We start from the raw sequence: 12928 nt of genomic DNA, 5'->3' as shown, positions 1-12928 counted from the left end.
TAAAACGGGCATATCAAGCTAAGATAATAATATAAAAATATAAAATCGTGACTGAAACAAAGTACATTTTCGTAACTGGTGGTGTTGTGTCCTCGCTCGGAAAAGGGATTATATCATCATCAATAGGAAAACTTCTTCAAGCAAGAGGTTACAATATTACTATCCAGAAGTTCGACCCATACATAAACATTGACCCGGGAACGCTGAACCCATACGAACACGGAGAATGCTATGTTACGGTGGACGGTATGGAAACCGACCTCGACTTGGGACACTACGAACGTTTTACAGGCATAAAGACCACGAAGGCAAACTCTATGACTACCGGACGCATCTACAAGAGCGTGATAGACAAGGAGCGGCGTGGCGACTATCTGGGGAAAACCATTCAGGTGGTGCCCCACATCACGGACGAAATAAAGCGAAACATCAAGCAGCTCGGGCAGAAGAACCAGTACGACTTCGTGATTACGGAAATCGGAGGCACGATTGGCGACATCGAATCGGCACCATTCCTAGAGGCAATCCGTCAGATGAAATGGGAATTGGGCAGGAAGGCCATCAACCTCCATCTTACTTACGTGCCCTACCTGAACGCGGCAGGCGAACTGAAAACAAAGCCCACTCAGCACAGCGTGAAGGAATTGCAGAGCGTGGGCATTCAGCCTGATGTGCTCGTTCTTCGCACCGAAAAGCACCTTGACGACGGCATTCGCAAGAAGGTGGCTGCATTCTGCAACGTGGATTTCGACTGCGTAATCCAGAGCGAAGACCTTCCGAGCATCTACGAAGTGCCTGTGAATATGCAGGAGCAGGGACTCGACGTGGCCATTCTCCGCAAGTGTGGTGAGGAAATAAAGCCCGCACCTGCGCTCGGACCGTGGAAAGCGTTCTTGGAACGCCGCGAGAAGGCAACCGAGGAAATCAACATCGGCCTTGTGGGCAAGTACGACTTGCAGGATGCCTACAAGAGTATCCGCGAAGGACTTTCGCAAGCCGGCACCTACAACGACCACAAAACGGTAATCCACTTCGTTAATTCTGAGGAACTGACGGAAAAGAATGTGGCAGAAAAGCTCGAAGGACTCGATGGAATTATGATTTGCCCGGGTTTCGGACAGCGCGGCATCGAGGGAAAGATAGTGGCAGCCCACTACACCAGAACGCATAATATTCCCACATTCGGTATCTGTCTCGGTATGCAGATGATGGTAATAGAATTTGCGCGCAACGTGTTGGGCTACAAGGATGCCAATTCGCGCGAGATGGACGAAAAGACCATCCATAACGTTATCGACATTATGGAGGAACAGAAAAACATTACCAATATGGGCGGCACGATGCGTCTGGGGGCTTACGAATGTATTCTCCGTCAAGGCTCGCGCACGTTCAATATTTATAATCAGGAACATATTCAGGAGCGTCATCGCCACAGATACGAGTTCAACAATGACTATGAAAAGGAATTTGAGAAGAACGGTATGATGTGCGTCGGCCGAAATCCGGAAAGTGATTTGGTGGAAATTGTGGAAATCCCTTCACTGAAGTGGTATATCGGCACACAGTTCCATCCCGAATACCAGTCTACGGTGCTCAATCCGCATCCTCTGTTCCTCGATTTTATAAAGACTGCAATTGAAAACAAGAAAAAATAAAAATGGATAAAAACACTATTACCGGATTTGTACTTATCGCATTGGTGCTCTTCGGATTTGCTTGGTGGCAGCAGCCATCGGCAGAACAGTTGGAAAAGGAAAGAGCCGCATACGTGCAGGATTCTATAAGGAACGCGAAGAAAATTGCAGACGAGAAAAGAAAGGCCAGCGAACTTGCCAAAGCCGAGGCTGCACAGAAGGCTGACACTACTGCGCTTTTCCATCAGGCATTGTCGGGCAATGCACAGGATATCGTGCTGAAGAACGACAAGGTGGAGCTTACGCTGAACACGAAGGGCGGTACCATAAAGAAGGCTTTCATCAAGAACTACGTAGGACACAATATCGAAGTGAAGGACGGTTCGAAGGACAACAAGCAGGGAGTAACCCTCTTCGACGGCGAAGACCAGCGTATGAACTTCAGCCTTGCAACGAAGGACAACAATATTGAAACACAGGATCTGTTCTTCACGCCATCAAACGTTACCGACTCTACACTTACGCTCACAGCCGTTGCAGGTGGGGGCAAGACGCTTACGCTGAACTACAAGCTCGGCAAGAGCTATATGCTGCACCTGAGCCTTCAGACGACGGGAATGAACGGCTTGTTCAAACCCGGCGAGAACCAGTTGAATATCGACTGGCAGGAAAAATCCAAGCAGCAGGAGCGTGGCTACACGTTTGAAAACAGATACGCTACCCTTACTTACAAGGAGAGCAACGGCGGCACCGACTATCTGAGCGAGACTGCCGAGGCCGACGAGACAATGGAGGAAAGCCTTGACTGGGTTGCCTTCAAGAATCAGTTCTTCTCTGCCGTAATGATTTCAAAGGACGGTTTCCAGACAGGCGCAAGACTGAAGAGCACCCCTCAGAGCAAGGAGTCGAGATACCTCAAGCAGTATCAGGCAAATATGAATACGGCTTTCGACCCGTCGGGCAAGAAGGCCACCGAACTAGAACTCTATTTCGGTCCGAACGATTTCCGTCTCTTGCAGAACATCGAATCGGAAAGCAAGTTCCAGAAAGAACTGGATATGGAACAGCTCGTTTACTTGGGGTGGCCTCTGTTCCGTTACATCAACCGTTGGTTTACCATCTACGTGTTCGACGGACTCAGCAAGTTCTTCCCTATGGGTATCGTATTGATTCTCATTACCCTGCTCCTGAAGTTCATTACCTATCCTATGGTAAAGAAGAGCTATATGAGCTCGGCAAAGATGAGGGTTCTGAAGCCGAAACTCGAGGAGGCTACGAAGAAATATAACAAGAAGGAAGACCAGATGCAGAAGCAGCAGGCTATGATGCAGATGTATTCGGAGTATGGCGTAAGCCCGCTTTCCGGCTGTCTGCCGATGCTCATACAGATGCCTATCTGGATTGCTATGTTCAACTTCGTGCCAAATGCTATCCAACTCCGTGGAGAAAGTTTCCTCTGGATGGACGATTTAAGCACTTTCGACCCTATCCTGTCTTGGGACACAGACCTTTGGCTCATCGGCGACCACCTCTCGCTGACGTGTATCCTCTTCTGTGCCACCAACATCCTCTACTCGTGGTTCACGATGCAGCAGCAGAAAGACCAGATGGTGGGACAGCAGGCTGACCAAATGAAGATGATGCAGTGGATGATGTATATGATGCCGTTGTTCTTCTTCTTTATGTTCAACGACTATTCTTCAGGCCTGAACTTCTACTACTTCATTTCACTGTTCTTCTCGGCAGCCATTATGTGGGCACTCCGCAAGACAACGAACGAAGAGAAGCTTCTGGCATACCTCGAAGCACGCCGTGAGGAAAACAAGAAGAATCCGAAAAAGCAAGGCGGTTTGGCTGCACGTATGCAGGCTATTCAGGAAATGCAGCGCAAGCAGCAGGAAGAACTCAGACGCAAGCAAGAAGAACTTAATCGTAAAAAACAATAATATCTATGAACAAAAACATCTCAATCGCAATTGCAGCCTCATTGCTTATGAACACAGGTATTGCACAGGCACAGGATGTTAATATCGGAAAAAGCAACGTTACGCTTAAAAGCGATATTATGACACCTGAAACTATGTGGGAAATGGGTCGTGTGGGCAGCGCGCAAGCCTCTCCTGACGGTACGAAGATTGTCTATCAGGTAGGTTATTACAGCGTGAAAGAAAACAGAGGCCATCAGGTTCTCTGCATTATGGACGCCGACGGAAAGAACGCCCGTCAGCTTACCACGTCTGCCAAGAGCGAAAGCAGCGCAGTATGGCTCAACAATTCCACTATTGCCTATCTCTCTGAAGGACAGGTTTGGACGATGAATCCTGATGGAACGAACCGAAAGAAACTTTCCAATTCCAAGACAGAAATCGAAGGTTTCCTCTTTTCTCCCGACGGGCAGAAAGTGCTGCTCATAAAGAGCCTGCCATATTATGGCACCATCAAGCAGAATCCTTCTGACCTTCCAAAGACAACCGGCATCGTGGCTACGGATATGAACTACCGTCATTGGGACCACTACGTTCAGTCCATTGCACATCCTTATGTAGCCAATGTTACCGCGCAGGGAATTTCCGACGGAATCGACATCATCGAGGGCGAACCCTTTGAAAGTCCGCTGGCACCGTTCGGCGGCATCGAGCAATTCTCTTGGAGCAAGGATTCCAAATCTGTTGCCTACACTTGCAGAAAGAAGGAAGGCGTAGACTACGCCACATCAACCGATGCCGACATATACCTTTATAATATAGACACAAAGGAGTCTGTAAACCTCTGCAAGCCTAAAGGCTATGTTGCACCGGAGAAAGACTTGACGAAGAGCCTCCGCAATCAGGCCGTGAACAAGCAGAACGGCGATTTCAACGTTGGCTACGATGTGAATCCACGTTTCTCTCCTGACGGCAAGTACATCGCTTGGCAGAGTATGAAGCACGACGGATATGAAAGCGACAGAAACCGTCTGTGCATATACGAACTTGCAACCGGAAAGAAGACCTACGTTACCGAGAGTTTCGATTCAAACGTAGAGGACTATACTTGGGCTCCAAACTCAAAAGACATTTACTTCATCGGCTGCTGGCACGCAAAGGTTAATGTCTATCAGACCAATTTAAAGGGCGAAGTAAAGCAACTGACCGATGGTCAGCACGATTATGTGAGCATCGGCTTACTGGGCGACAATGGCAAGAAACTTCTCGGTTTGCGCCAGAGCCATCAGCAGCCAACCGAAATCTATGCCATCACTCCTTCAAAGAAGGAAAAGGCAAGTCAGCAGGTTCAGTTGAGCTTTGAAAACAAGGAGATACTCGATCAGCTTGCAATGGGCAAGTCGGAAGAAAGATGGGTAAAGACAACCGACGGCAAGGATATGCTCGTTTGGATTATCACTCCTCCGCACTTCGACCCCAACAAGAAGTATCCTACATTATTATATTGTCAGGGTGGTCCGCAGAGTCCTGTTTCCCAGTTCTGGAGTGTTCGCTGGAATTTCCAGATGATGGCTGCAAACGGCTATGTTATCGTTGCGCCAAACCGTCGCGGCTTACCGGGCTTCGGCAGTGAATGGAACGAGAAAATCAGTCAGGACTGGACAGGTCAGTGTATGAAGGACTACTATTCAGCTATCGACGACGCTGCACAGAATCTCCCATTCGTAGACAAAGACCGTCTTGGCGCAGTAGGTGCTTCCTTCGGTGGTTTTTCCGTTTACTATATGGCGGGAACTCACAACAAGCGTTTCAAGTGTTTCATCTCTCACGACGGTGCTTTCAATCTCGAGAGTATGTACACCGACACGGAAGAGGCTTGGTTCAGCAACTGGGAATACGACGACGCATACTGGAATACCGACCAGACAGATGCCGCAAAGCGCACTTACCAGTACAGCCCTCACAAGATGGTTGATAAGTGGGACACTCCTATTCTCTGCATTCACGGAGAAAAAGACTACCGCATCAATGCCAATCAGGGAATGGGCGCATTCAATGCAGCACGCCTGAGAGGAATCCCGGCAGAACTCCTTCTTTTCCCTGACGAAAACCACTGGGTGCTGAAACCACAGAACGGTATTCTCTGGCAGAGAACATTCTTCAACTGGCTCGACCGTTGGCTGAAGCCAAACAAGAAATAACATTATCGGGAATTGGTCTGCAAGGACCGATTCCCTAAACTGTTTAGAATAAAATATATAACTAATTAATATTATGACAGACCAAATCAAAACATTAAGAGATTCGGCAGCTATGCGATGGACTGCCCTTTTACTATTGTCGCTGGCAATGTTCTGTGCCTACATCTTCGTAGACATCCTATCGCCTATCAAGGACCTGATGGAAACCCAGCGTGGTTGGGATTCCACCTCCTTCGGTACGATGCAGGGAGCAGAAACTTTCCTCAACGTATTCGTGTTCTTCCTCATTTTCGCAGGTATCATCCTCGACAAGATGGGCGTTCGCTTCACGGCCGTTCTTTCAGGCTGCGTGATGCTCGTAGGTGCCGGCATCAAGTACTATGCTATCAGCGAGTCATTTTTCGACACAGGACTTGAAAGATGGTTCACGGAAAACCTCAATTACATTCCAATCTTCGACGAACTCGGCGTTTCTCCGTTCTTTGAAGGTATGCCGGCATCGGCAAAGGTGGCTGCCATCGGCTTTATGATTTTCGGCTGTGGTACCGAAATGGCGGGTATTATGGTGTCCCGTGGTATCGTTAAGTGGTTCAAGGGTCGCGAAATGGCACTCGCTATGGGTTCCGAAATGGCATTGGCTCGTCTGGGTGTTGCCACCTGTATGATTTTCTCACCATTCTTTGCTAAGCTCGGCGGCTCAATCGACGTATCCCGCTCGGTAGCATTCGGTGTGGTTCTCATCTGTATCGCCCTGATGATGTTCGTAGTCTACTTCTTTATGGACAAGAAGCTCGACTCACAGACCGGAGAAGCAGAAGAAAAAGACGACCCATTCAAGATCAGCGACCTCGGCAAGATTCTCACAAGTATGGGATTCTGGCTCGTGGCATTGCTCTGCGTGCTCTATTACTCTGCCATCTTCCCATTCCAGAAGTACGCCGTGAATATGCTCCAGTGCAACCTCACGTTCAGCGAACTCCCTGCCGATTCGTTCTGGGCTTCATCAAGCGTTACATTCATCCAGTACTTCCTTATGCTGGCAGTTGCGGCAACAGCCTTCGGATTCAACTTTATGAAGAACAAGAGCGTGAAGTACACAATGCTCACACTCTCTGTTGTGTTCCTCATTTCTTACTGCTATATGGGCTATATGCGTCAGTCAGCAGAATCCATCTTCGCCGTGTTCCCACTCTTGGCAGTAGGTATCACTCCAATCCTCGGAAACTATGTAGACCATAAGGGTAAGGCAGCATCAATGCTCATCCTCGGTTCTATCCTCCTCGTGTGCTGCCACCTCACATTCGCCTTCGTGCTCCCGATGTTCAAGGGCAGTCAGGTAGGCGGCGTGATAGTAGCCTACCTCACAATCCTCGTATTGGGTTCATCTTTCTCACTCGTGCCTGCATCATTGTGGCCGAGCGTGCCAAAGTTGGTAGACGCAAAGATCATCGGTTCAGCCTACGCATTGATTTTCTGGATTCAGAACATCGGTTTGTGGCTCTTCCCAATGCTCATCGGTAAGGCGCTCGACAAGACAAATGTCGGTGTTACCGATGCTACGAAGCTCGACTACACAGCTCCATTGCTTATGTTGGCAAGCCTCGGCGTGATTGCCCTCCTCATCGGTTTGACGCTGAAGGTTGTGGACAAGAAGAAGCACCTCGGTCTGGAAGAACCAAACATCAAGTAAACTCCCCAAGAACATTCCACGAATATTCTTAAAACCCAATTCCACTGATATGAATCCAATCTTTCATATCAGTGGAATTTTCTTTTCATCGTATCTTTGAACTATATACTATGCTGCATTTAATGGAGTTTAGATATTTCTTGAAATAGTATAGCAGATGTGAATATTCTTTACAAAACAGTCTCCATAATTCGTTTATTTCAGAAGAAATATTTTTAATTTTCAAATATGCGATTTTTCAGCGTGCAATGATAACAGCTTAAATATCAGCAAACTATCATTCCATTAAACCTTTCTGTGCAATAATTTATCCGTAAAAAGTTCGCAATTAGGATAATTAAACGGAATTAATAACCTTATTTTAAATCCAATTCATCGCATATTTGTTTTCTATTCTTGCAGTAGTCAGGAAGTATTCTTCGCATAAATGGCAATCAATCTTCGTATATTTCAGCCTCAATCTGCCCAAAAAGCAATTTTAAGCATCAAAATACGTCTTAAAATTCTCTATATTGAAGAAAAATAATGTGCTTTTTTGAGTAATTATATATTACAAACCGACAAAAACGTTAATAAGAGTTAATGTTTTAAAGGTGTGTAGGGGGATTTCTATGCTTTGGTGTTATAAGAGCGATATACAACAAAAAGACCGGATGGTCTAACCTTTTGAAAGCGTTCACTCCTTACCCCACTCACTAAAACAAAACAAATTCACTAAAAAACAAATGAGGTTCCAGAGTGGGAAGAGGCGACAGAAAAATAGTAGGGCAATAGTGCCGCTACTATTAGTGCCGGAGGGGAGCAACTTAGAATTGATTCTTTATCATTAAACGATAATATTTTGATTTTATGTTATAAATTCAAATCAGGTGGAATCGACGGAGGCTCGTTGTTTATTGAGAATTAGGCTTTGCTGGCGTCATAGTAACCAAGCGTGGAATGATTGATTGTAGGCGCAAATGGTGTAAGAGAGCCAAAGTCGGTTTCTTCCTGTTTAAAATGTTTAATACTTCAGTCTATATATAATATGAGTTAGTCCCATCAAGAGAGTGATCTTATGATGGGGCGTTTTTTTTGTGTAAGCTGCAAGGGGAAGTTTATAAGGGGACGAGAGGACAAGTTTACAAGGATATTACTTTATTAACTAAAGAGAGCATAGGAAAATGAAGGCTCAAACAGCAGAAATAAATTACAAATTTACTTGTCCACTTGTTCACTTGTTTACTTGTAAACTTATCCACTTGTTCACTTGTCTACTCGTCCACTTATTCCCTCGTCCCCTTGCTCTCCCTCCTATGACACCTTGTCACTCATTATGACACATCTGACAAACACATTTTCTTTTGGCACAACATTTGTTTAATTACAAGCGAACGCAGGTTCAAGTTGGACGGCCGTTAATCGTAAAGGTAACAAACCTTACTGATTAACAAGGCGTTAATAAGGAACAGATTCAGAAAAAATCGTTCGCTGCCACGCACCAACTTGCATCCTCGACAAGTATCAGAAAAGAAATAAAAACAAAAAAATAAATACAATTATGGGAAAGATTATTGGTATCGACTTAGGAACTACAAACTCTTGTGTTTCTGTATTTGAAGGCAACGAGCCTGTGGTAATTACTAACTCTGAAGGCAAGCGTACAACTCCGTCCGTGATCGGTTTCGTGGAAGGTGGCGAGCGCAAGATTGGCGACCCTGCAAAGCGTCAGGCAATCACAAACCCGGAAAAGACCATCTACTCTATCAAGCGTTTTATGGGTGAAACCTATGAGCAGTGTGCAAAGGAGACGGGTCGTGTTCCTTTCAAGGTTGTAAATGAGGGCGGCTATCCACGTGTGCAGATTGACGACCGTAAATACACTCCACAGGAAATCTCGGCTATGGTGCTTCAGAAGATGAAGAAGACTGCCGAAGACTATCTCGGTCAGGAAGTTACGGACGCCGTTATCACCGTTCCGGCTTACTTCTCCGACTCTCAGCGTCAGGCAACAAAGGAGGCAGGTGCCATTGCAGGTCTCAATGTTCAGCGCATCGTGAACGAGCCTACGGCAGCCGCACTCGCTTATGGTGTGGACAAGGCAAACAAGGATATGAAGATTGCCGTGTTCGACCTTGGTGGTGGTACATTCGATATTTCAATCCTCGAGTTCGGCGGTGGCGTATTTGAAGTGCTCTCTACAAACGGCGACACCCACCTCGGCGGCGACGACTTCGATCAGGTTATTATCGACTGGTTGGCAGATGGTTTCAAGGCAGACGAGGGCATCGACCTCCGCAAGGATCCTATGGCTATGCAGCGTTTGAAGGAAGCTGCTGAAAAGGCAAAGATAGAGTTGAGTTCCACTACATCTACGGAAATCAACCTTCCTTATATCACAGCAGAAGGCGGCGTGCCAAAGCACTTGGTTAAGAGTCTGACACGTGCTCAGTTCGAGCAGCTCGCACACAACCTCATTCAGGCTTGTCTCGTGCCTTGCCAAAACGCTATCCGCGATGCAAAACTGAGCACGAGCGACATCGACGAAGTTATCCTCGTGGGTGGTTCAAGCCGTATTCCGGCAGTTCAGACACTCGTGAAGAACTACTTCGGCAAAGAGCCTTCAAAGGGCGTGAACCCCGACGAAGTTGTTGCAGTAGGTGCGGCTATTCAGGGTGCTATCCTTAATAAGGAGAGCGGCGTGGGCGACATCGTATTGCTCGACGTTACTCCGCTGACACTCGGTATCGAGACAATGGGCGGCGTAATGACAAAGCTCATCGATGCCAACTCAACCATTCCTTGCAAGAAGAGCGAGGTGTTCTCAACAGCGGCCGACAATCAGACCGAAGTAACCATCCACGTGCTTCAGGGCGAGCGTCCGATGGCGGCGCAGAACAAGTCAATCGGTCAGTTCAACCTCACGGGCATCGCTCCGGCTCGCCGCGGCGTTCCACAGATTGAGGTAACGTTCGACATCGATGCCAACGGTATCCTCAACGTATCTGCCAAGGACAAGGCTACGGGCAAGGAGCAAAGCATCCGTATCGAGGCTTCAAGCGGCTTGAGCGACGACGAAATCAACCGTATGAAGGCAGAGGCCGAGCAGAATGCGGCAGCCGACAAGGCAGAGCGTGAGAAGATTGACAAGCTCAACCAGGCCGACTCTATGATTTTCACTACCGAGAACTTCCTGAAGGACAACGGCGACAAGATTCCGGCCGACCAGAAGCCGGGCATTGAGTCAGCCCTCCAGCAGCTCAAGGACGCTCACAAGGCAGCCGATGCAGCCGCAATCGATACTGCCATCAACAACCTCAACACCGTGATGCAGGCAGCATCGCAGCAGATGTATCAGGGTGCAGGTCAGGCAGGTTCACAGCCGGGTGCAGATGCAGGTCAGCAGGAGCAGCCTAAGCAGGACGACACTATACAAGATGCAGATTTTGAGGAGGTGAAATAAAAGTGCTAAAAAACACTAACTAAAAATAAGCAAATCCCAGTAACATAATAAGTTACTGGGATTTTTCTTTTCTAATAATATTTAATTTTGCTTGTTTTTAATCGATTTTATGCTTATATTTGTACCATATTTGTTCCGCGACTTAATGGGAGATAAAGTACGACTTAATTCAAAAATAGAACTGATTATCAATTAGATACAAATGGTATGCCAAGTGCGAAATTTCAAATAGAGCGAAAATGTGAGATTTGCGGTAAGATTTTCACTGCGAAAACCCTTACCTCAAAATACTGCTCTAAAGCCTGTTCTCAAACAGCATATAAGCAACGGAAGAAAGAAGAACAGTTGGAAGCATTGAAAAGAGAAAAAGCTGCAAGAGTTCCTAAGGACCAGCCTTATCTTTCCATTGCAGATGCATCAGCCCTGTTTGATATTGGTCGTGATACTTTATATCGTTTGATTAGAAATAAGGAAGTCCGTTATTATAATCTCGGACAAAGAATGACGCGGATTTGTAAAGCAGATTTACAAGAACGCTTTAGCCTGCGTCCATATAATGAGAAAGAAAAGCATAAATCAAAAGAAGTCAAGACTTACAGGCTTGAACCTGAAGACTGCTATACTATCGGAGAAATATCCAAAAAATTTGGAATCAATGACAGTACCGTATATCTGCATATACGCAAATATTCTATTCCTACAAGACAGATAGGTAATTATGTCTATGCTCCAAAATCAGAAATAGACAATCTGTATAATCACTAACCCACCATATAATGAGAAAGGAACTTGACAATACGAAAGCAACAGTACGGCTACGCAAAAGTGCTTATCGCAAAGAGTGGTACCTATATATAGAAAGCTACCCGGTAAGAGTAGCTGGCAAAGCGACTCCACAAAGAGTGCGTGAATATCTTAACCGAACGATTACTACTCCTATTTGGGATAAAAGCAGAATAGCCCGAACAACGGGAGCTAATCAATCATTCAAACCCAAACGAGATTTGAATGGGATAATCTTGTGCAAAAGCGAAATAGACCAAGAATCGTGTATCTATGCAGATAGTGTTAGAAAACTTAGACAACGAGAGTATGACAATGCCAGCTTATATAGCGATACAGAAATAGCACAGGCAGAACAAAAAGAGCGTTTACAACAGAATTTCATTAAGTATTTTGATAAGGTGGCTGACAAAAGACATCGCAATAGTTCTGTTTCAGTTCAAACCAACTGGGCTAGAGTTCATGTTTTATTGAAAATGTTTGCAGGTGATACTCTTCTCTTTTCACAAATAGATAACCGCTTAGCTGAAGATTTTAAGTTTTTCTTGTTGTCAGCTCCTTGTGGTGGAAGCAAAAAAGGAACAATATCACGAAATACGGCATCCACATATTTCTCTATTTTTAAAGCTGCACTCAAACAAGCATTCATAGATGGATATTTGACTATAGATTTATCTGCAAAAATCAAAGGCATACAGGAACAAGAATCCCGTAGAGAATACTTAACGCTTGATGAATTAAATAAGTTAGCCAATACTCCATGTGAACGTGATGTACTTAAACGAGCTGCACTATTCTCTGCCTTGACTGGATTAAGACACTGTGATATTCAAAAGTTAAAATGGAATGAAATAGCCATAGAAGCAGACCAAGCCAAACTTCTCTTCACTCAGAAAAAAACAAAAGGTGTGGAGTATATGCCCATCTCGGAACAGGCTTTTAAACTTTGTGGAGAGCCAAGACAGCCAGAGCAACTCGTTTTTGAAGGACTCCCAAATCCTTCTTGGATTTCTCGTCCACTAAGATCTTGGATAGAGAAGGCTGGCATCCACAAGCATCTCAGCTTTCATTGCTTTCGACACACATTTGCAACCCTACAACTTGCAAACGGAACAGACATCTACACCGTAAGTAAAATGTTGGGGCACACCAACGTAAAAACAACACAGGTATATGCGAAAGTGGTCGACGAAAAGAAAAACAAAGCAGCCAATGCCATTCAAATAGATATTGAAAATGATAAAACTTAATTC

At 45.8% G+C, this 12928-nt stretch carries 7 protein-coding genes; all 7 read left to right on the top strand.

From position 1 onward, the window contains the following. Nucleotides 1-47 precede the first annotated feature (47 nt). The 7 genes from P150_RS0100365 (at nucleotide 48) to P150_RS0100330 (ending at nucleotide 12925) form a co-directional block, all read left to right on the top strand. Nucleotides 48-1655 carry a CTP synthase gene (locus P150_RS0100365; RefSeq protein WP_028895984.1) on the top strand — a complete coding sequence of 536 codons (1608 nt, stop codon included), beginning with the start codon at nucleotides 48-50 and terminating at the stop codon, nucleotides 1653-1655. 2 nt (nucleotides 1656-1657) lie between these two features. Then, nucleotides 1658-3580 (top strand): membrane protein insertase YidC, encoded by a 1923-nt coding sequence (gene yidC / locus P150_RS0100360; protein WP_028895983.1) that lies wholly within the window; start codon nucleotides 1658-1660, stop codon nucleotides 3578-3580. Nucleotides 3581-3585: 5 nt separating this feature from the next. Further along, nucleotides 3586-5760 carry a S9 family peptidase gene (locus tag P150_RS0100355; RefSeq protein ID WP_028895982.1) on the top strand — a complete coding sequence of 725 codons (2175 nt, stop codon included), beginning with the start codon at nucleotides 3586-3588 and terminating at the stop codon, nucleotides 5758-5760. Nucleotides 5761-5833: 73 nt separating this feature from the next. Beyond that, complete coding sequence (locus P150_RS0100350) at nucleotides 5834-7450, top strand: MFS transporter (protein WP_028895981.1); 1617 nt, start codon at nucleotides 5834-5836, stop codon at nucleotides 7448-7450. Nucleotides 7451-8990: 1540 nt separating this feature from the next. Next, nucleotides 8991-10892 carry a molecular chaperone DnaK gene (gene dnaK, locus P150_RS0100340; RefSeq protein ID WP_028895980.1) on the top strand — a complete coding sequence of 634 codons (1902 nt, stop codon included), beginning with the start codon at nucleotides 8991-8993 and terminating at the stop codon, nucleotides 10890-10892. A gap of 207 nt (nucleotides 10893-11099) precedes the next feature. After that, on the top strand, nucleotides 11100-11657 hold the full coding sequence (locus tag P150_RS0100335) for a helix-turn-helix domain-containing protein (RefSeq protein WP_028895979.1): 558 nt from the start codon (nucleotides 11100-11102) through the stop codon (nucleotides 11655-11657). 11 nt (nucleotides 11658-11668) lie between these two features. Further along, nucleotides 11669-12925: a site-specific integrase gene (locus P150_RS0100330; protein WP_028895978.1), complete on the top strand. Its 1257-nt coding sequence runs from the start codon at nucleotides 11669-11671 to the stop codon at nucleotides 12923-12925. The last annotated feature ends 3 nt before the right edge of the window (nucleotides 12926-12928 follow it).

This window comes from Prevotella sp. HUN102, from assembly GCF_000688375.1.
In the GTDB taxonomy this organism is placed as follows: Bacteria; Bacteroidota; Bacteroidia; order Bacteroidales; family Bacteroidaceae; genus Prevotella.
The sequence above is the reverse complement of the archived record's forward strand: the minus strand, read 5'-3'. Positions and strand labels throughout refer to the sequence as shown.

Excerpts from the sequence above, each read along its gene's own strand:
- dnaK (WP_028895980.1), top strand. The coding sequence starts at position 8,991 with ATGGGAAAGATTATTGGTATCGACTTAGGAACTACAAACTCTTGTGTT.
- P150_RS0100330 (WP_028895978.1), top strand. The coding sequence starts at position 11,669 with ATGAGAAAGGAACTTGACAATACGAAAGCAACAGTACGGCTACGCAAA.
- P150_RS0100350 (WP_028895981.1), top strand. The coding sequence starts at position 5,834 with ATGACAGACCAAATCAAAACATTAAGAGATTCGGCAGCTATGCGATGG.
- P150_RS0100355 (WP_028895982.1), top strand. The coding sequence starts at position 3,586 with ATGAACAAAAACATCTCAATCGCAATTGCAGCCTCATTGCTTATGAAC.
- yidC (WP_028895983.1), top strand. The coding sequence starts at position 1,658 with ATGGATAAAAACACTATTACCGGATTTGTACTTATCGCATTGGTGCTC.
- P150_RS0100335 (WP_028895979.1), top strand. The coding sequence starts at position 11,100 with ATGCCAAGTGCGAAATTTCAAATAGAGCGAAAATGTGAGATTTGCGGT.